At 42.8% G+C, this 18,991-nt stretch carries 18 protein-coding genes; 6 read left to right on the top strand and 12 right to left on the bottom strand.

Annotated elements, in window-relative coordinates:
* Positions 1 to 116 precede the first annotated feature (116 nt).
* The 8 genes from DQQ10_RS12890 to DQQ10_RS12925 all read right to left on the bottom strand — a co-directional run bounded on the left by DQQ10_RS12890 (position 117) and on the right by DQQ10_RS12925 (position 7,227).
* Positions 117 to 1,532, bottom strand: a complete 1,416-nt coding sequence (locus DQQ10_RS12890; RefSeq protein ID WP_112747294.1) for an aldehyde dehydrogenase family protein — start codon at positions 1,530 to 1,532, stop codon at positions 117 to 119.
* Between the two features lie 11 nt (positions 1,533 to 1,543).
* Entirely contained in the window at positions 1,544 to 2,326 is a 783-nt protein-coding gene (locus tag DQQ10_RS12895) for an alpha/beta fold hydrolase (protein WP_112747295.1), read from the bottom strand.
* A 29-nt stretch (positions 2,327 to 2,355) separates the two neighbouring features.
* Positions 2,356 to 3,135: a DUF1223 domain-containing protein gene (locus DQQ10_RS12900; protein WP_165823917.1), complete on the bottom strand. Its 780-nt coding sequence runs from the start codon at positions 3,133 to 3,135 to the stop codon at positions 2,356 to 2,358.
* Between the two features lie 120 nt (positions 3,136 to 3,255).
* Entirely contained in the window at positions 3,256 to 4,017 is a 762-nt protein-coding gene (locus DQQ10_RS12905; RefSeq protein WP_112747297.1) for a LytR/AlgR family response regulator transcription factor, read from the bottom strand.
* Entirely contained in the window at positions 3,998 to 5,014 is a 1,017-nt protein-coding gene (locus tag DQQ10_RS12910) for a sensor histidine kinase (protein WP_112747298.1), read from the bottom strand. The genes DQQ10_RS12905 and DQQ10_RS12910 overlap by 20 nt, the downstream gene beginning before the upstream one ends.
* 164 nt (positions 5,015 to 5,178) lie before the next feature.
* Positions 5,179 to 5,637 (bottom strand): organic hydroperoxide resistance protein, encoded by a 459-nt coding sequence (locus DQQ10_RS12915; protein WP_112747299.1) that lies wholly within the window; start codon positions 5,635 to 5,637, stop codon positions 5,179 to 5,181.
* 36 nt (positions 5,638 to 5,673) lie between these two features.
* Complete coding sequence (locus DQQ10_RS12920; protein ID WP_165823918.1) at positions 5,674 to 6,672, bottom strand: alpha/beta fold hydrolase; 999 nt, start codon at positions 6,670 to 6,672, stop codon at positions 5,674 to 5,676.
* Between the two features lie 156 nt (positions 6,673 to 6,828).
* Positions 6,829 to 7,227 (bottom strand): DoxX family protein, encoded by a 399-nt coding sequence (locus DQQ10_RS12925; RefSeq protein ID WP_112747301.1) that lies wholly within the window; start codon positions 7,225 to 7,227, stop codon positions 6,829 to 6,831.
* Positions 7,228 to 7,441: 214 nt separating this feature from the next.
* On the opposite strand from DQQ10_RS12925, the gene DQQ10_RS12930 reads away from it, so the two are divergent.
* Both DQQ10_RS12930 and DQQ10_RS12935 read left to right on the top strand, forming a co-directional pair.
* Positions 7,442 to 7,840, top strand: a complete 399-nt coding sequence (locus DQQ10_RS12930) for a hypothetical protein (protein ID WP_112747302.1) — start codon at positions 7,442 to 7,444, stop codon at positions 7,838 to 7,840.
* Positions 7,841 to 7,926: 86 nt separating this feature from the next.
* A complete protein-coding gene (locus tag DQQ10_RS12935) occupies positions 7,927 to 8,364 on the top strand; it encodes a GNAT family N-acetyltransferase (RefSeq protein ID WP_112747303.1) in 438 nt (145 codons plus the stop codon).
* Positions 8,365 to 8,428: 64 nt separating this feature from the next.
* Here DQQ10_RS12935 and DQQ10_RS27950 read toward each other — a convergent pair whose 3' ends face one another.
* A complete protein-coding gene (locus tag DQQ10_RS27950) occupies positions 8,429 to 8,572 on the bottom strand; it encodes a hypothetical protein (protein ID WP_165823919.1) in 144 nt (47 codons plus the stop codon).
* Between the two features lie 352 nt (positions 8,573 to 8,924).
* Here DQQ10_RS27950 and DQQ10_RS12940 point away from each other — a divergent pair, with 352 nt between their 5' ends.
* Complete coding sequence (locus DQQ10_RS12940; protein WP_165823920.1) at positions 8,925 to 11,099, top strand: tetratricopeptide repeat-containing sensor histidine kinase; 2,175 nt, start codon at positions 8,925 to 8,927, stop codon at positions 11,097 to 11,099.
* A gap of 146 nt (positions 11,100 to 11,245) precedes the next feature.
* Entirely contained in the window at positions 11,246 to 11,986 is a 741-nt protein-coding gene (locus DQQ10_RS12945) for a 3-keto-disaccharide hydrolase (protein WP_112747561.1), read from the top strand.
* A gap of 56 nt (positions 11,987 to 12,042) precedes the next feature.
* Here the strand turns inward: DQQ10_RS12945 and DQQ10_RS12950 are convergent, their stop codons facing one another.
* Positions 12,043 to 12,828: an Ig-like domain-containing protein gene (locus tag DQQ10_RS12950; RefSeq protein WP_112747305.1), complete on the bottom strand. Its 786-nt coding sequence runs from the start codon at positions 12,826 to 12,828 to the stop codon at positions 12,043 to 12,045.
* Between the two features lie 246 nt (positions 12,829 to 13,074).
* Here DQQ10_RS12950 and DQQ10_RS12955 point away from each other — a divergent pair, with 246 nt between their 5' ends.
* Complete coding sequence (locus tag DQQ10_RS12955; RefSeq protein ID WP_112747306.1) at positions 13,075 to 13,887, top strand: hypothetical protein; 813 nt, start codon at positions 13,075 to 13,077, stop codon at positions 13,885 to 13,887.
* Between the two features lie 189 nt (positions 13,888 to 14,076).
* Here the strand turns inward: DQQ10_RS12955 and DQQ10_RS12960 are convergent, their stop codons facing one another.
* Positions 14,077 to 14,892, bottom strand: a complete 816-nt coding sequence (locus tag DQQ10_RS12960) for a class I SAM-dependent methyltransferase (RefSeq protein ID WP_112747307.1) — start codon at positions 14,890 to 14,892, stop codon at positions 14,077 to 14,079.
* Between the two features lie 234 nt (positions 14,893 to 15,126).
* Between DQQ10_RS12960 and DQQ10_RS12965 the strand changes: the two genes are divergently transcribed.
* Positions 15,127 to 16,011, top strand: a complete 885-nt coding sequence (locus tag DQQ10_RS12965) for a helix-turn-helix domain-containing protein (protein ID WP_112747308.1) — start codon at positions 15,127 to 15,129, stop codon at positions 16,009 to 16,011.
* On the opposite strand, the gene DQQ10_RS12970 is transcribed toward DQQ10_RS12965, so the two are convergent.
* Positions 16,008 to 18,929: a DEAD/DEAH box helicase gene (locus DQQ10_RS12970; protein ID WP_112747309.1), complete on the bottom strand. Its 2,922-nt coding sequence runs from the start codon at positions 18,927 to 18,929 to the stop codon at positions 16,008 to 16,010. The genes DQQ10_RS12965 and DQQ10_RS12970 overlap by 4 nt on opposite strands.
* Between the last annotated feature and the right edge of the window lie 62 nt (positions 18,930 to 18,991).

Below are 18,991 nucleotides of genomic sequence, written 5' to 3' on the forward strand. Positions count from 1 at the left end.
AGAGAATTTTTGCAAATATCTAAGATCTTCGACGAATCGGGTAAAAAAATAGAGGGAATACTGAGTTCAGCTGCAAAATTCTGCTTTAAAAACTCGCGTATTCCCCCAGTTGGTGTCTAGTTAAGAATCACCTTCGGCTCGAGTTGTTGTTCTAAGCCAAAAATCCCGCCTTCTCTGCCGATACCCGATTGTTTAAATCCTCCAAAGGGCGCTAGCGGATCATGTGTCATCGTGTTGAGGGAAACTCTTCCCGCGTCTATTTGTGCCGCTATTTTATTCGCTCTTTCCATATTTGTTGAGCTGATGTAGGCTTGTAATCCGAACACCGTATCGTTAGCCATTTGGACTGCTTCGTCTTCTGTTTCGTAAGTGAGAATGGATAGCACGGGGCCGAAGATTTCTTCTCGTGCTATCGTCATGGTAGGGGTAACGTTGACGAACACCGTTGGTTTTACGTAGTATCCTTTAGATAGTCCGTCTGGTTTGCCTTCACCGCCGATCAGTAATTCGGCACCTTCTTCGATGCCAACGCGGATATAGTGTTGTATACGTTGATATTGTTTCTCACTCGCGAGCGGGCCGATTGTTGTTCTTTCATCACGCGGGTCACCTACTTTCATGGCGCGCACGATTTCGATAACCAACTGTCTTATTTCGGGTAAAAGTTTTTTAGGAACGATTAACCTAGATCCGGCCACACAAGCTTGCCCATTGTTTTGAAAACATTCGTTGACGGCCATGGGGATCGCGCTTGATAAGTCTGCATCATCGAGAATGATGTTGGGTGATTTTCCACTGAGCTCAAGTGTCATCCGCTTCATGGTGTCGATTGCATTTCGAGCGATGATTTTTCCAATCGCCGTAGAGCCTGTGAAAGTAACTCTTGCTACATCCGGATGTGTAGAAAGAACAGGTCCGAGCACGTCGCCCCGACCATTCACGACGTTGATTACGCCGGGAGGAAGGCCGGCTTCAGCAAAGCATTCCATCAGTATCTTCGTTTGTAATGCGCTCATTTCACTCGGCTTGATCACGACTGTGCATCCAGCAGCAATGGCGGCCGCGAGCTTTACACAGATAGATCCTGCATTTGCATTCCATGCTGTGAAGATGGCTGTTACACCCACTGGTTGCATGATGAGTTTTGATTTGCTTATTGTTTTTTCAAATTCGTATTCTCCTAATAATTCTTTGAACAGCAGAAAGGTTTCGGCTGCATAGTGGTTCGACCATCGCGCGCGTTGAACGGTGGCGCCGTATTCTTCGATGGTGGCTTCTTTTAAATCCTCCAATCGTGCGATAATTGTATCATGCAAACGCTGTAAATAATATTGACGTTGATGACGTGCCGTTTGGGCGAAAGCGGGTAGTGCGCGTTTTGCGCTTGCGATTGCGGCGAGCGCATCTTGCTCGTTTCCCAACGCAACTTCTCCAATAAGTTTTTCATTTGCTGGGTTTACGATTTCCATGATGTCGTTTCCTTGCGGGGATACGAAATTCCCATTGATGAATATTTTATGTGCTAGTTTCATGTGTGTAGTGATTAGTGAATGTTTGCCGCCGCCATAATTACCTTGGCTACAGCTTCCGGTTGTGAAATGAAAATCACGTGACTCCCTTTAATTTCGGTGATTTTTGCGTCAGCGCGTTTATACATCTCACGTTGGGTTTTTGGATGGAGACTCTTGTCGTTTGTCGCGACGATTGCAAAACTGGGTTTACGCTTCCAAGCAACTTCTTGTATGGGTGTTTCAAAACACTTGCCGACGATCGGTACTTGTGTAGCGTTCATCCATGCTGCTTCAGATTCACGAAGATCAGCGGCAAATCCACCATGGAATTTGGAGCGGTCATAGTAAATAAATCCAAATTGATCAGGGGCCGTGAAGCCTGCGTCTGGTGAGGGCGGTGCCGCGGCAACCCATTGCCCAGTCGTTTCACCACGATCTGGTGCGAAAGCGGCAACGTATACCAGCGATGCTACTTTGGGATTTACACCCGCTTCAGTAATCACCGTTCCTCCCCACGAATGACCGACCAATACAACTTGACCTTGTTGTTGATTAATTACACTGTTGGTTGCGTCGATGTCATTTTGTAATGATGTAAGTGGATTTTGCACGATGCTGACGTGGTAGCCTTTGGCGGTGAGAATTTCATAGACCGCTTTCCAGCCTGACCCATCGGCGAAGGCTCCATGTACGAGCACAATGTTTTTTGTTGTTGTGTTTTGTGCGCGTGACGATTGTGGTGCGTAAGACAAAATAATGAGCACTAGCGTTACAAGAAACGAGGACTTCTTGAAGAGATTTGATTTTGTATTCATAATGTTGTTGTAAAGTTTAATGGATAAATCTATCGAACAGTGTTTGGGAGGTTTGCGCGTGTGGCAGCCGTGATTTCCCCTGTCCTTGTGTCTTGGATCATCGCAATAATTTCGAAATCCTTCGCGTTGAATCCTGGTGGTAGTGTGATTGATTGTTGTCCCTCGCTATCATGTTCGACTGGGAAAGTCGATAGTGATCTGACGACCTGCACGTGGTGTAAAATGCGTCCGCCATTTTCGCCACGTTTTACATTTGTAATAGCGTACTTCTGCACGGTGGCAATGAGCAACTCGCTGCGATCATTATTTCCAAGTACTTCATAATGGAGATTCATTTTGTCAGCAACTTGTTCGCCGCGTAGGGTAAGGGTTGCCGATGTACTTTTTGTTTGGTATTCTTTCTCAATGGCTTTGATGCTGACTTCATCTGATCCAATGCACACTGATTTTCCATTCACGACAAGTTGTGGTGTGTAAATCTGAGGGTCACGCAGCCATTCTCCGTACTTGCGTTGACGCTTTGAAAATTGTGGATCACTAAATGCATCGCGCCAACCCAGTCGATCCCAGTAGTCGACATGGTATGATAATATGTAGCGCGGCTGATCTGATTTTTCGTTTTGGAGTTTGGCCATAAGTTCATCCGCAGCAGGACAACTTGAGCATCCTTCTGACGTGAATAGCTCGAGCACAACAAATCCTTTTTCAGTGGTTGCTGGTTCTTTGGGAAGTGGTGCGCATGGAATGGTGAAGGCAGTAGACGATAGCAGTACCGCAGTACTCATCGTGATTTTCTCTATGTATTTCATCTCTTTTGAATTTTGCATGATCAAAAGTAGATGATGAAGTATCGATTGGAGAGCACTAAAAGGGTGAGGTGGACATAGTGGGTCGCGAGTTAGACATTTGCTAGCGCGGCTCTTACGAAATTAACGATCTTCCATCCAGCTCAAAAAGCTGTGCGACTTCTCTTTGTTTATCAAGAGCTTGTCGGGTGTTTCGATAACGAGTTTTACCAGCAATTTTCGCAGGAAGTAGTGTTCGATTTCTTTAATGGCTTTAAAGTTTACGAGGTATTGGCGATTTACCCTGAAGAACTGTTGGGATGATACGGCACCTGCTACTTGATCAAGCGATTGATTGATGACGAATTCTTGTTTATCGAAAGTCATGATGCAGGTGGATTCATTCCGGATAAAAAAGAAGGCGATGTTACTCGTTTGTACGGTGGTGTATTTCTGATTTTTAAAGACTAAGAACGTTGTCTTTTCGGCAGGTGTATCAAGTTTAGCGAGTAAGCTTTCAAGATTAGGGATGTTCTTTTGCTGGAAGAAATTTTTAAGTTCATCCACTTTCTTAAAAGCTTCACCGATACTCTCTTTAGAAAAGGGTTTGAGGATGTAGTCGATGCCATTGGTTTTGAACGCTTCGAGTGAGTACTCATCGTAGGCTGTACAAAATACTATGGGGCAATTGATTTTCACGGCCTTAAATATTTCAAAACATAGGCCGTCGGCGAGTTGAACGTCCATGAAGATGAGGTCGGGTGTATCGCCTTTTGATAATCTTTCAACAGAGTCTTCTACGCTCTGATACCGGCCTGTGATGTTGGCGTCAGGACGGAGTGATTGAATGATATTCTCCAGCGACTTCGCGGTTTTTAGTTCGTCTTCAATGAGAATGATATTCATGGATTAGCGGAAGTTTAATTTGGAATAATTTGTCAGTCGCAATGATGTCGATTTGTTTTTCAAGTAAATGTTGATAACGCAGGTTTATATTCTTGAGGCCCACGCCTAACGATGAATCATCGCCTGTTTTTGGTTGTACTTGGTTTTCAACAACTATCTTATCGCCTTCGGAATAAATGCGAATGTGTAGTGGCTTGCTGAGCGATACAATATTGTGCTTGATACAATTTTCAATCAATAATTGTAATGTAAATGGGGGAATGAGGGTGGCGCTTACGTTATCATCAAGTGCGCTTGTAAAAGTGAATCCATCTTCGAATCGCGCTTTCTGCAAGAATAAGTATGCTTGTAGTATGTCCATTTCTTCTGACACATGTATTAAATCATGCTTTCGGCTTTCCAGTGTGTAACGGTAGAAATTTGAAAGCTTTAAGATGAAATTGACGGCCTGCTTGTCGCCGATTTCGACCATCGCTTTTAATGTGTTGAGACTGTTGAAAAGAAAGTGAGGGTTTACTTGTTGTTTTAGTAATTCATATTGCGCGCTTAGACTATCATTCTTGATTCGTTCCAACTCCATGTTCACTTGTTGGTTCTCATAATTTTGTTGCAGCAGGTGCAGGAACATGTAGAATATTAAATTGATGAGTATTCCTCGAACTTCCACCATGAGCATGACAGGACCAAAATTGATGTTCGAAAGGATGAGTTGTTGAATCCATGCCAACACAAACATGACGACGATACCGAAAGCAAGACTTTTGAATAGTCGTGCGTAAGAGATGCCCTGCTTATGTCGTCCTGGTTTCGTAGACATCATCGAGATGTTGAAGTACCAGATCAATAAGGCGAATGTGCCAGTGAGTGCAGCATTCACAATAGCTTCTGCCGCATTAAAATGTCTTTGTGCAATTTGAGGAACCGAAGAAAGTATGCCCAATACAATGGAACTCCCCCAAATAATTAGCGGTGATATCTTAACTTTGGTTGTATTCATGAAACCGATGTTGCATTAGTTCGCGCGCACAAAGCTAACTTAATTGCGATGTACAGATCAATAGGCTTTGTAAATGAAAAAAATAAAAACGATGTCTCGTGATAACGAAGAAAGAGCACCTTCGAAAACAGGTGCTCTTCTTGTTGCGTCGTGAGTTACGAAGATCAAACTATTGCATTGATTGTCACATTGATATTTCCGCGCGTTGCTTTCGAGTAAGGGCACGTCTGATGCGCGGCTTCAATCACGGTTTGTGCTTGTTCGAAAGTCAATCCCGGTAAATTCACATTCAGTCTTGCTTGTAATGTATAGCCGCTGTCGTTAGTGGCAAGATCGATTTCAGTGTCCACTGACGTATCAGCGGGAAGTGGAATTTGTAAACGCGTGGCGTTGTGTTTCATCGCGCCGATGAAACATGCAGACCAACCTGCAGCGAGTAATTGTTCAGGATTGGAACCTGTGCCAGGACCGCCGGGCGTTGAAAGACTAGTATTTAGTCTTCCGTCGTCACTTTTAGCTGATCCTTCTCTTCCGCCGGTGACGTGAACTTTTCCGGTGTATAGAACTTTGTTGATCGCTAAGTTTGCACTGTTGTTGTCGTTGACTACTGTATGATTTTTCATGGTCGTGATTTTTATGATTGATATTTTTTAGAAATTCTATTTTGAGAAGCTCGCCGCTTCAAGGATGGCATCTACAAATGCCTTTGGCGCTTCTTGTGGTAAGTTGTGTCCGATGCCTCCCGTTAAAGTGTGATGCGCATATTTACCTTTGTATTTCGATGCATACATTGACGGACTTGGATGTGGTGCCCCGTTTGCATCTCCCTCGAGTGTAACTGTAGGGACAGTTATAATGGGCGAAGCGGCAAGTTTTTGTTCAAGCTCATTGTATTTGATTTCACCTTCAGCAAGACCAAGACGCCAGCGATAGTTGTGAATAACAATGGCGACGTGATCGGGGTTATTGAATGACGATGCCGATGTGTTAAATGTAGTACTATCGAATGACCATTGTGGAGAAGCTGTTTTCCAAATGAGTTCTGCGAAATCATTTCTATTCAATTCATATCCTTCGCGACCACGCTCTGTTGCAAAATAGAATTGATACCACCATGAAAGTTCGACTATGGGATTAAGTGGCGCCTTGTTGAGCTGCTGGCTTCCGATTAAGTAGCCGCTAACCGATACGAGGGCAGTAACACGTTGTGGCCATAGCGCGGCAACGATGTTTGCCGTACGTGCACCCCAATCGAATCCGCCAATAATCGCCTTGTCAATCTTGAGAGCGTCCATCAATGCAATCACATCGACGGCAAGGGCAGATTGTTGTCCGTTACGCGGTGTGTTCGCGTCGAGGAATCTTGTGCTTCCAAACCCACGCAGGTATGGAATGATGACACGATATTTTTTAGCGGCCAGTGCATTTGCAACTTCGGTGTAACTATGGATGTCGTATGGCCACCCATGCAATAGGATAACGACTTCTCCTGTTGAAGGGCCAACTTCGGCATAACCAATATTGAGTACACCGGCGTTTACTTGTTTTATATTTCCAAACGATGACGTTGTTTGCTGTGCGTTCACTGTATTCGCAAGAAATAGGAGCAACGTGTACGTTACAGTCTTAGGGATGCTATGTGATTTTTTTGTGGTCATGGTCATGTTGATTTTCCTTTTCCGATTCTTTCAGATGCGTTTCTGTTTTGAATGGCTCGAAGGTATACGGCGGCGTTTTTGTTTGGATTGATTTTCGGGCTGAACTGGACAAACACGCCGGTGAAGTAGACACCTCGTTTCCCGAAATTCTTTTGCTTAGACCGCTTGTGGTTGAACGTTGTAGGTGGCGGGGTACAATTTTCTGAACATCAAATATGTCGTGCTGACCATAGTAAAGGCAACGATCGCGTCAACAGTTGACGGTAGACCCAACACAGCCACTTTCGAGAAGAAGGCGAAGATGATGTCGAAGAATACACCCGCGAAAACCCATTCCTTCAAGCGCAGTAATCTGTTCGGTATCAGGAGTACAACGACGCCGGATAGTTTTGCTACACCCAGGATGTAGATAAAATGTGCTGGGTATCCCAGTTTAACCGTGATATCCCAAACGACAGGGTTAGTTGTGAGCTCGAAAAATCCACTAGCGCCAAACCATAGAGAAGTGAGAATTGTGCCAGCCCAATAAATTACAGTTGTTGTTTTTGTGTTCATGATTGTTTCTGTTTTGGTGATCGATGAACAAAGGTGTGTTGAATCTTCTGTCTGGAGCAGTCAATTGTGGGCGAGATGGACTATTCGGTAGGCGAGGTAGACAATAGACGACGCGGTCTGTTAATTTGATATTCCGGTTGCTGTGAATTTCGCGACACTATAAACTCAATGCGTAGCGTGATGAGCGAAATTCTTTTAGTAGATTTGAAATTAAATGGTGAAAAGATTTGTATTAACTCCCCGGAATATCTTTTTGGTTGACGCGTTAGGTGCATTTCTGAGTTTCTCTTTTTTGTTGGTTATTCTTCTAAAGTTCAACGGCTATATTGGTATGCCCAACTTTTTGCTGACGCTGTTGCTGATCATTGCATTGTTACTTGGATTGTTTTCTGCGTCATGCTTTTTATTAGTAAGCAGACTGTGGAGATCTTTATTATTGACCGTTATTGGCTTAAATGTTTGTTACTGTTTAGTTACGTTGGTGCTTGTTATTTTTCACTTAAAAGATTTGAAGCCATTAGGTGTTATCTACTTCTTTGGTGAGATCATTGTAATCAGCACGTTGGTAATGGTAGAGTGGAGCGTGTGGCGCGATGCTTGGAGTATTAAGTGAATTTACTCTCTATCTCGGTTGTAACAAGATGGTGAATACGGAATTGTCGGAAATGTAATTTCCTGGGCATGAAAGGTGAATGAAATATGAATAACGTCATGATCAAATCATATCAAGAATCGTATCGATCGCAAATCGTTGATGTTTGGGAGAGATCCGTTAGGGCTACGCATCATTTTTTGAGTATTGAAGATTTCGAAGAGATTAAAAAGCTCGTTCAAGGCATTGACTTCGCGGCATTCGAGGTTTACTGCTTGATGAATGAGGATACCGTGATTGGATTTATCGGCGTGGCCGAGCGAAAAGTAGAAATGTTGTTTTTAGACCCAGCGTATTTTTCTGGCGGCTTAGGTAAGCGATTGTTGATGTTTGCCATGTCAGACCTCCGTGCTTGTGAGGTTGATGTGAACGAACAGAATACCAATGCAGTGAAATTTTACGAGCGCATGGGATTCAAAGTGTATGAACGCACGGATAAAGATGATCAAGGAAGAGCTTATCCACTTTTGCGAATGCGGCTGTAATTGAGATGCAACAAAAAAAGGCACGCGTGATGCATGCCTTTCTATTTTTGAATTAACCTGTGTACTATTTTGCGTTGTATTTCGTAACAAGCTTCTCGAGTTTAGCGAGCTTTTTATCGATCGCTTTCTGCTGACGTTCAACATTTTTTACGTCCTTCTTTAATTCACGTTGAAGTGTTTTTAATTCTTTCGCTTGTTCTTTAGTCATGTTGTGCTTATTAAAACTGCCGCAAGGTAACGCGATTGTGTTTCCTGTGCAAACCCTGTTGTTATTCCAACGCGGTGCATGTGCTCCACCATGTCTATGGGGTAGTAATAAACCATATGTCTGTTAGGGCAACCGTTGTTAAATCATGATTGGTTTAAAAAAGCATGAATCACGAAACAAAATGATAGTAAATCATACATGAGTCCAACGAATCGTAAACTGGAACTGTCTAATTGCCGTATAGGATATTTACGATTAAGTTATTCGCGGAAATATGGTGTATGTAGGGAGAAAGTCTTTTAGTCGCATTAGTTTATTAATGGTGTCTTTGCTGTTGTTATCCTTTCATAACATGTTTGGGCAGCAGCATAAAATTGATAGCCTTAACAATGTACTTCAGCGCACGGGGCAAGATACCGTTCGTGTAAATCTTCTGCTCAATCTGGCACGTGCCATGTATGGAACAGGTCAATACAACGATGAAGTTGCTTTTGCACTGGAGGCGAAAAATCTCTCACAAAAATTGGGGTATAAAAAGGGGGAGGGAGAAAGTTGGACAACCTTAGGTCACGTGGCCATGCGACAAGGTGCTTACGATAGTGCTCTCAGCCATCTTGATCATGCCACCGCGTTGTTTACATCCATTCAAAATTATCGACGCCTTGCAAACGTTCATTTGTTCAAAGGGCAGGTAAATGATTATCAAGCCAAGTACACCGTTGCACTCGATCACTACAAAACTGCGCTTACGTTAATCGAGTCATATGCTGATGATGCGATAAAGTTCAAGATTCTGAATAGTATGGGCATTACTTACTTCAATAGAGGTAGTTACGAAACTGCGTTGGGGTATTACATGGATGCGCTAAAAGTTTGTGAGAAATTTGATAATAAACTCTACTATGCTTCGGTGTTGAATAATATTGGTGTTGTGAACATGAGCGTTTTGCAGTACGACGCTGCATTAGAATATTTTCAAAAATATCTCAGGACGATGCGCGACCTGGGCCATACACAGTTTATTGCTGTGGCGTTGCTCAATGTCGGTGAAGTGTATATGAAAAAACGCAGTTATGAATCTGCTATTCAATATTTAGATTCAGCGTTGGTCACCTATCGTCAAGTGGATGAAAAACGCGGGATGGCACTAGCGCACGGCAATCTTGGCGAATGTTATTTTTTAAGGAAAGATTTTGTACGGGCGGAGCGTCATTTTAATCAGGCAATCGAAATCGCTGAAGCGATTAAAAGTGAGGAGGCACTCTTGAAAGGACTTCTTGGCGCAGCGGAATTGTATATCAAGATGGATCAGCGTGAAAAAGCAGCGCGCCATTTGGATAGAGCACATCAGATAGCCAAACGCACGGGGTCTATGTTATGGCTTGAGAAAACGTATTTGTTTAATGCAAAACTCGACTCTGTTCGGAAGAATTACGAAGGTGCATATGGTTGGTTTAAGGCATACTCGGCCTTGAACGACAGCTTGTTCAACGAACGTAAAAGCCAACAGGTGCTTCAAATGCGAGAGCTTTATGAAAGTGAAAAAAAAGATAAAGAGATATTGCTGTTAAGCGAAGCCAAGAAAATGGAAGCGTTGAAAGCGTCCAGTAATCAGAAGCTCTTAATAATTTCTGCTATCTTTTTTATCGCCATCATTATGGCCATTCTCTACTGGTTGACGGTGAAGTCGCGTCATTCAACTGTATTGGAAGAGCAGCATACAAAGATTACAGAGGCATATAAAGAACTTAAATTGCTTGTCGATAAGGTTGAGGAACAGAACAAATCGTTGGCGCAGAAAAATGAAGCACTGGAAGAGCTGCATCGTGAAAAAGATGGATTGATCGGCGTCGTTGCGCATGACTTACGCGCACCGTTAAATCGTATCTCTGGACTTGTTCACCTCCTAAGCTTTAATCCGCAGTTGACGCGCGACGATAAAGAGTTAATCACGATTATCGAGAAGGTGTGTACTCAGGGGAACGGTTTGATTCGCGATCTATTAGAGATCAATCAGTACGAAAACAGTCAGGTTGTTGAAGTATCGACAATAGATTTGGTTGCGCAAGCAAAGAAGATGTCTGCTCATTTTGGTGCATCGTTGATGCAGAAGAATATTCGATTTGCCATCGATACACCGGCGGAGGTTTCTATTTCGTCTAACGCGAGTTATCTTGATCGCATCCTCGATAATTTGATCACGAATGCGATTAAATTTTCGCCCGCGGGAAAAGAAGTTCAATTGCGTGTAGTTCGCAAGGAAGAGAGCGTTGACATCATTGTGGCTGATCAAGGCCAGGGTTTTCATCCTGATGACTTGCCACATTTGTTTAGAAAATTCAAAAAGCTTTCCGCACGACCAACGGCAGGTGAGAGTTCTACCGGATTGGGATTGTCGATTGTGAAGACACTCGTAGAGAAAATTGGTGGTACGGTTAGAATCGATAGTGAATGGGGTAAGGGTGCAGCCGTTACGATTACATTGCCATTACATTTTAAATTTCAACCCGTGATGCTTGCGTCTTAACTTACGAGGGTTGTTTTCGTGTTTCTTTTGGTTTAATTTTTCACTTCACTTTGAACGATTAAATCAATATGATCTCACTCAGAAATTCTGCTATTGTTATATTGTTGTTTTCTATCCTGATCGTTGGATGTCAATCCAATTCGAAAATGAGATCTACTGCTCAGGCAAATAAAGCTGAAGCCAAATGGATTTCGTTGTTCAATGGGAAAGATATTGAAGATTGGTTTGTTAAGATCCACCACCATGAAGTTGGCGTGAACGCTCATGAGACTTTTCGCGTCGAAGACGGAATGATCAAAGTGCGTTATGATAAGTATGGAGATTTTAATGATCAGTTTGGACACCTTTATTACAAGACACCTTATTCATATTATCGCTTGGTAGTGGAGTACCGTTTTGCGGGCGAGCTTCAACGCGGAGCACCGAGTTATACGGTTTTAAATAGTGGCGTGATGTTCCATTCTCAAGACCCACACACGATGCCGAAAGAACAAGATTGGCCGATCTCAGTGGAGATGCAATTTTTGGCTGGTCTTGGTGATGGTAAAGTGAGGCCGACAGGTAATATGTGTTCACCGGGCACGGATATCGTCTTTCAAGGAAAAAAGTATGATGGCCATTGTTTGAATTCGTCTTCGAAGACTTTCGGAAAAGACGAGTGGGTGAGGGCAGAATTGATTGTGTTGGGCGACTCGCTCATTACACACATGATCAATGGTGATACCGTTTTGCAATATACGCATCCGACAATGGGTGGTGGCGTTGCTAATAATTATGATCGTTCTGTATGGCAAGAAGGTAAGCCATTAAAATCAGGCTACATTGCTTTACAGAGCGAGGGGCAACCGATTGACTTTCGTAAGGTGGAGTTGCTTCCGTTGCGTTGATCAAAAAAATACCTCATCCGGTTTTGATGAGGTATTGCAAAGTCAGTTGACGGTAGTTATTGATTTTTATTTAAACTCGTTGGTCTGCGACCATCGTCGGCATCAACCTCAGTCATTGCACCTTCGTAAGAGAATTTAAGTGTTTCGCCATTCAGGAATTTTACTTCGATCTTCAGCGAGAATGTATTTTCACCCGTAACTTTTGCGTACATCGTTCCGCTTTCAACGTCTTCCATCTCACCTTCGTGACCGAATCCAGAGAGGCTCAGCTCAGTGTCTTTCACAACATACTCGATCCACCAGCCCCAGTTGTAAGGATCTTCTGTTGTGAGTTGAAACGTAGTGCCCATTCTTTCTTTAGGGATGTCTATCCATACATATTCGTTTGGACTTTCCCCAGCACCTGCTTCTTCTTCAGTAGGATATAAATAAAAGCGGTATCCGCCGCCTTCTTCAGTTGTATAATCTTGGTAAACTGCAGTTTTGATTTCTTTTCTGTCCTCATCGTAGTTGTAACCGTTCAGGACAACGACGGTACAGGTTGCAGTCTTTCCATTGTGAGATGTGGCGGTGATTTTTGCAATGCCAGGTGTAAGGGCAACGACTTTACCTATAGCATCTACCGTAGCGATGTTGGCTTTATCGGTGCTCCACGAGATGGTTTTGTTGTCTGCATCTGAAGGGGCTGCGGTAGCCGTGAGCGTAGATTCTTCGGCTGTAAAAAGGGTAATCTCGTTGCTGTTTAGCGATAAGCCCGAGACATTTACATCATCATCTTTACAAGACCAGATTACGGCCGCAAATGAAAGTACGAGTACAAGATTGCTCACTTTTTGTTTCATGTAACTTGTTTTTTTTTGTTTTAAATATTCAAAGTGTTTGTGCGTCAGATTGCGTATAGGCACACCGTTGATGCCGTTGGATAGTCTAGAACGGCGAAGTGCGCGAAGGGTTATGGTGAATTGTCTAAAAGCTCTGTAAACCGGGTTATTCCCCTCCTACATATTCATGTTGTAGATGATTCTTTGCTTCACTTTCAACTATCTTTGGGCCTATAAATTTTTACGAGCCTTAATTATTTATCCCCTATGAAAAAAAATCTATTAGCATTATTGCTTTGCCTTGCTGCATTGCCTGCGTTTAGCCAGCTATACATTCGCGCGAATGTTGGCTATAATTTGCCGCTCAGTGGTGAATCTATGGGTAGCGAATACAAATACGATTACCAAAACAATGACAACGGTCGTTATAAAGGTGTCTACGGAAGTTATGGCACCGGACTTTCAGCTGACCTAGCCTTTGGTGGTATGTTCGGAAATGGTCTTTTCGGCTATGATCTAGGATTTAGCTACTTGGTAGGAAAAGAATATTCAGTGGAGAAAAATGAATCCATTGATCCATATGGTACCAGCTTACGTGAGACCACTCGCCAAGCACGGTCGATACAGTTTTCACCGGCGCTAACATTTATCGGTGGCACGGGTAAATTTCAGCCAGTGGCGCGTTTTGGGCCAGTGTTCTCACAAACCAAAATTGATGAGGAGTATAATGACTCATACGCAAACAGCTACACGTTTCTTGAAAAGTCTGAGTATTCTGGTGGTCTTGGTATTGGTCTTCGGGGTAGCGTTGGTGTAACTTATGGGTTAAGCGAGAGCGTAAAACTCTTCACTGAGCTAAATTTCTTAGCGATGTCATACGCGCCAAAAGAACGGGAGATTACTACATATGAAGTGAATGGTGAGAACAGAATTGAAGATATCCCGAAAGAGGACAGAACGATAGAGTTAGATGAAGAAGGTGAATCGCAAGGTGAAGGTGGTGAGCCGCCACTCAAAAGACCATTCGCCATGAATTCATGGGGACTGCAAGTTGGGGTACTTTTCTTTTTAAAGAAGTAAGAAGTAAGAAGTAAGAAGTAAGAAGTAAGAAGTAAGAAGTAAGAAGTAAGAAGTAAGAAGTAAGAAGTAAGAAGTAAGAAGTAAGAAGATTTTGCAACTGCTTACTTTAAAAAAGTCTCGCTGTTCGGCGAGACTTTTTTTCGACTGGACCGCTTTCCGCTTTCTGCTTTCCGCTTTCCACTTTCCGCTCTAATTCACGTTTACGGTGACCCGTAGAAAAGTAGCTGGTATAGACGTACGGTCATTGCTGCCGCTTCTGTTCTGATCGTTGAAGAGTGTTTCTAGTTCGCGTTGTAGTTCGGCTTGCTTGCCATTTTTTTCAGCAGCTTCAAATGCGTTCATGGTAGGTCCGTAGAAGTTCTTGAAACGATCTACAAAAGTTGAAGGCGAGAAGGGTGCGCTGAAAGTGTACGTGTCGCGGGTGAAGGAGATATTTTCCTTTGCAATCCCAGCATTCATAAAACGTTCGATTACGTTTTGCTCCACACCCCATAGCATCGGGCTAACAAAGCCTTCTGGTGGTGGCGGTGTGTATGACGAGCTCACCTTAAGTATTTGTGCGACGAGTGTCGGATCTCCAGGGATCCAATTTCCCATTACGATCTTTCCACCGGGGCGCGTAACGCGAACAAGTTCTTTTGCAACATCAAATGGTTTTGGTGCGAACATGGCACCGAAGATGCTTACCGCCACATCAAAACTTTTGTCATGTAGTTCCGCGAGGTTTGTTGCGTCTCCTTCTTGAAAAGAAATATTGGTGAGCCCTTCTGCTTTTGCTCTACGATTTCCTGCGGCTACTAGGTTCGAAGCAATGTCAACGCCAAGAACCTCTGCGCCTAATTTAGCAGCAGGAATTGCTGTAGTACCATCACCACATCCAAGGTCAAGGACTTTCATTCCTTTTTTTATTCCAATATTTGTCACCAATTGTGCACCACTTTCGCGCATCGTTTCTGCAAGACGGGTGAAATCACCCTTTTCCCATAATTGCTTGTTCGGATTCATCTTTTTTTTCTAATTTATTTATATGATCTATTAATGGCCATCTGTTCGTTCTCGGTTGAGACAATTGAAAAGGGAAATCCCCTCATGAATCTTTTACAAAGTTATTGCGTTTATCGTCACTAAATTTTACTTACTGGTTCAAAGTTGATGTCTATAAAGGTCAAGGCGTAACGTTCTGCTAAAGAAAATTACAAATGATGATAGAGGAACTTTAAACTTAATCTGCTCCAACGTATGATGAACTTTTATGAAAGAGTGTTGCAGAATCCGAATTATTATCGACAGTTCAACTGCGGCGATTCGTTAATCACAGCGTTTAATTGCCCTCTTGAAGCGCGTATGATGAAAACTCATTTTGCGGACCTCTGGACAAAGTATAATTATTTGTTCTATGTAGTCGAAGGACGAAAAGTTTGGCATACGGCAAATCAAGCGTATGAGATCGGTCGCGATACATGCGTGTTTGTAAGAAAGGGAGCTTGGGTTCTGGAGAATTTTCTTGATGAAGGCTTTTGTGTGGTACTGTTTTTTATACCCGACGAATTTATATGCGATACACTAAAGACAAAATCGAAACCGCTCAATGTACATACGAACAAGTATGAGCCGGTAATGATTTTAGATAAGTCGGATACGCTGTCAGGATTTTTTCATTCTTTCTCTAACTACTTCTCTGACAACTATGATCCTGATCGTTCCTTGCTTGAATTGAAATTCAAAGAATTGATTTTAACGATTGCCGACAATCCTCAGAATGCCGAGCTTCTATCGTATTTCGGTTCTTTGCTGCATGAACCACAACATATTTCGCTGCAGCGCCTTATGGATGAAAACTATTGTTTCAATCTCGGCTTGGAGCAATATGCTCAACTTAGCAATCGAAGCCTTTCTACTTTTAAGAGAGATTTTCAGAAGCTATATGGCATCGCGCCAGGGAAATGGTTGCTCGAACAGCGACTAAACCACGCGATACGATTGCTAAACGATACACAAAAGTCTATTGGCGACATTACTTTCTTAAGCGGATTTGAAAGTATATCTCACTTCAGCCGCTCATTTAAACAACGTTTTGGTATTGCGCCGTCTGCGTTTAAACAGGAACGCGTCGTGGCGATTTAATGATCGATCCAGTCGAGCAAACTTTCCTTAGTTTGAAAACCTGGAAAGGGACTTTTCGTGTCCATAAGAACTTTTGACATGGATGCTTTTGATTCCTGAAGCGTGACGATCTTTTCTTCAATTGAGTTTTTGCAAATAAACCTGACGGCTACAACTTTCTGCTCTTGTCCGATGCGGTAGGCACGATCAATGGCTTGATTTTCTACAGCCGGGTTCCACCATGGATCGACAATGAAGACGTAGTCGGCGGCGGTCAAATTCAAGCCAGTGCCGCCAGTCTTGAGGCTGATCAAAAATACCCGCAATGCAGTGTCGTCGTTAAATTGCTTTACGACTTCCTTACGATTTTTTGTTTTTCCCGTTAGAGTCGTGTAGGGAATATTTCTGTCGTCAAGTCCAGCAGCAATCAGATCTAACATTGATACGAACTGTGAGAACACGAGTACTTTGTGTTGAGGAGAAATAGCCGTGAGTTTATCGAGGATTAAATCAATTTTAGCCGACTGTGTTGTGTGCACAGCGTCTTCTTTTAATAGGGCAGGGGAATTACAAATTTGTCGAAGTCGTGTTAAGCCTTTTAGAATATGAAGCGAATGTTTAAGAAGTTCGTCTTGTTTGATGGCTGAAATATAGTCCCTGAATTTTTTCTCTTCTTGTTTGTAGAGCGATGTTTGTTCTACATCCATCTGGCAATACAAGATCATTTCCGTTTTCTCTGGTAGCTCGCGGGCAACTTCATCCTTGGTACGCCGCAGTAAGAACGGCGCGATCTTTTTCTGAAGAAGTTTTGAAGCGCGCTTTTGTTTATACTTCATGATAGCAATGCCATAAGTATCCCTGAAGTGTTGACGTGTTCCGAGTAGTCCCGGGCAAGCAAAGGAGAATAGTGAGAAAAGATCAAATACGTTATTTTCAAAGGGCGTCCCGGAAAGTATCAGGCGATTGTCGCATTTCAATAACGAAACAGCTTTATGTCGTTGTGAAGAATAGTTTTTAATATTCTGCGCTTCGTCGAGAATTACGTATGAGAAATTAAACTGCGCGAGACGCTGAATGTCTTGCGCTACAATTCCGTAGGACGTGAGAACGACGTCAAAAGAAATAAACTTTGTAACATTAATACGTTTTGTTCCGTGTTGAATATGAACTTTCAACCCTGGTGCGAATTTTTCAAGCTCCGCCTTCCAGGAGAATAGCAGCGTAGTAGGCGCGACAATTAAGTGCGTTCGTTTTTTGTGTTTTTCTTTCAGGTGGAGAATGAAGGCAATGACTTGTATTGTTTTACCGAGCCCCATATCGTCGGCAAGGCAACCACCGAATTTTAGGTCGTCGAGTAAGTTTAGCCATGAAACCCCTTGATGCTGATAATGCCTGAGCGAAGCTTGGAGGGTGAGCGGAACTGGAACGAGCGGTATGTCGATTATATTATTGAGCGCGTGTTCTAGCGAAGCGATTTCTTTTTTCGCTTCGCTATCAATAACGAGTTCGCTTTCTGCTTGAATAAACGAATAATTGGTTTTGCTTATTCGAAACGAATGGTCGCCGTCGACTTCAGCAACGCGGAAGAAGCTCTTGAATTTTTCGATCCATTCTTGTGGGATGATACCAATGGTGCCATCATCGAGTTGAATATAACGTGACTTATTGCGCAGAGAATATTTCAGCTGCGACAAAGTAGCGCGGGTGTCTCCGAACTGAATGTTCACATCGGTGTTGAACCAATTTACACCACTGGACACGCGCATGGTAATATTCCCCCGGTTCCTGTTGAATTTATTTCCCTTTAGTTCACTGAATCCAAATACAGCAATATTATGGGCTTGCCAATCGTCGAACAAACGTAAAAATTGATGTTGATCCAGGAAGTATGCTTTGTGCAAATAGAAATAAAGCAATGGGTTTGAAAGTTGATCGTTGAAATCGCTGTGTTGTTTTAATAACAACGCAATGAAGTCATCTTCGAGAGCACCTTGTCTTTCAACCTTAAATTGTTTTCCGTCGTCATCTTCGAAATAGATTTGTTTCTTCGAGAGCACTGGAACTTCTACATGTCCGTACTGAATAACCGGATTGATGGCAATGTAATTGTCGAGGTTCGAGAGGTAGATGATTTTCTTTATCTCAACATTTGAGAAATCTGATTTGGACCTTTTGTTCCCTGTATTTTCTGTGAGGTCCGTTAGTTCTACCGTAACGTACAACTCAAACGTGTTTAATACGTCGTGTTTGAATTCCTTGAATGTGTCGTAAGAAAGTGTAAGTACGGGGCCATGTTCGATGAAATAGGATATCACCTGTAACATGTTTACGTCGGCGCATAGATACCAACGGTCGTGAACGCAAATAAAATATTCGTGGTTGATAGAGATTCTCTCGAGCGCAAATCGCGTGTTATCCGCGTTGAATTCACAATGAACGGTGTAATAATCTACATGCTTTGTGACGATCACCTTCGTGGAGAGCTTGCTTTGTGTGATTTCCACGGGTGAAATTGACTTAGTCGTTATTTTGTCGGAGATGCGATGATCGTGAGCGTAACACTGGAGTTTAAGTGGATTTGAGATGAGTGCTTTGAGACTTTGAATATCTGCTTGTGATTTTTGATAGACATTTTGAAAGCGGATTACGGCGAGATAAAATTTCAGCTGTGGAATCTGATTTTCTTTCCAGACCCAATCCATCGGGTTTATCTTTTCGAATGGCGCTTTGATTTTGTTGTTGGCAGATTTTTCGCACAGGATTAGTTGCGTACTAATGAGATCGTAGTATCGATGTTTACCGATGACGAGTAGAAGCTGTTGATTTTCGTGAATGGTAAAAGTATCGGGTACGAAGTTTTTGAAGAGTGCCTCTTTACCCGGTTCTGCAATCCGTTTAAATTCCTGGTGTGTGTTGTCGCCTGTAGATTTTTCGAACATCAACGCTAGTTACAAAAGTTGGCGCTTTTGTGAATTAACCGTTTAATCTTTTTCCTGCGGAA

Origin of the sequence: Pseudochryseolinea flava, from assembly GCF_003286915.1 — a bacterium.
In the GTDB taxonomy this organism is placed as follows: domain Bacteria; phylum Bacteroidota; class Bacteroidia; order Cytophagales; family Cyclobacteriaceae; genus Ohtaekwangia; species Ohtaekwangia flava.

Excerpts from the sequence above, each read along its gene's own strand:
- DQQ10_RS27950 (WP_165823919.1), bottom strand. The coding sequence starts at position 8,572 with ATGACTAAAGAACAAGCGAAAGAATTAAAAACACTTCAACGTGAATTA.
- DQQ10_RS12970 (WP_112747309.1), bottom strand. The coding sequence starts at position 18,929 with ATGTTCGAAAAATCTACAGGCGACAACACACACCAGGAATTTAAACGG.
- DQQ10_RS12895 (WP_112747295.1), bottom strand. The coding sequence starts at position 2,326 with ATGAATACAAAATCAAATCTCTTCAAGAAGTCCTCGTTTCTTGTAACG.
- DQQ10_RS12945 (WP_112747561.1), top strand. The coding sequence starts at position 11,246 with ATGAGATCTACTGCTCAGGCAAATAAAGCTGAAGCCAAATGGATTTCG.
- DQQ10_RS12915 (WP_112747299.1), bottom strand. The coding sequence starts at position 5,637 with ATGAAAAATCATACAGTAGTCAACGACAACAACAGTGCAAACTTAGCG.
- DQQ10_RS12900 (WP_165823917.1), bottom strand. The coding sequence starts at position 3,135 with ATGAAATACATAGAGAAAATCACGATGAGTACTGCGGTACTGCTATCG.
- DQQ10_RS12965 (WP_112747308.1), top strand. The coding sequence starts at position 15,127 with ATGATGAACTTTTATGAAAGAGTGTTGCAGAATCCGAATTATTATCGA.
- DQQ10_RS12940 (WP_165823920.1), top strand. The coding sequence starts at position 8,925 with ATGTTTGGGCAGCAGCATAAAATTGATAGCCTTAACAATGTACTTCAG.
- DQQ10_RS12925 (WP_112747301.1), bottom strand. The coding sequence starts at position 7,227 with ATGAACACAAAAACAACAACTGTAATTTATTGGGCTGGCACAATTCTC.
- DQQ10_RS12955 (WP_112747306.1), top strand. The coding sequence starts at position 13,075 with ATGAAAAAAAATCTATTAGCATTATTGCTTTGCCTTGCTGCATTGCCT.
- DQQ10_RS12960 (WP_112747307.1), bottom strand. The coding sequence starts at position 14,892 with ATGAATCCGAACAAGCAATTATGGGAAAAGGGTGATTTCACCCGTCTT.
- DQQ10_RS12950 (WP_112747305.1), bottom strand. The coding sequence starts at position 12,828 with ATGAAACAAAAAGTGAGCAATCTTGTACTCGTACTTTCATTTGCGGCC.
- DQQ10_RS12905 (WP_112747297.1), bottom strand. The coding sequence starts at position 4,017 with ATGAATATCATTCTCATTGAAGACGAACTAAAAACCGCGAAGTCGCTG.
- DQQ10_RS12920 (WP_165823918.1), bottom strand. The coding sequence starts at position 6,672 with ATGACCACAAAAAAATCACATAGCATCCCTAAGACTGTAACGTACACG.
- DQQ10_RS12910 (WP_112747298.1), bottom strand. The coding sequence starts at position 5,014 with ATGAATACAACCAAAGTTAAGATATCACCGCTAATTATTTGGGGGAGT.
- DQQ10_RS12890 (WP_112747294.1), bottom strand. The coding sequence starts at position 1,532 with ATGAAACTAGCACATAAAATATTCATCAATGGGAATTTCGTATCCCCG.
- DQQ10_RS12935 (WP_112747303.1), top strand. The coding sequence starts at position 7,927 with ATGAATAACGTCATGATCAAATCATATCAAGAATCGTATCGATCGCAA.
- DQQ10_RS12930 (WP_112747302.1), top strand. The coding sequence starts at position 7,442 with ATGGTGAAAAGATTTGTATTAACTCCCCGGAATATCTTTTTGGTTGAC.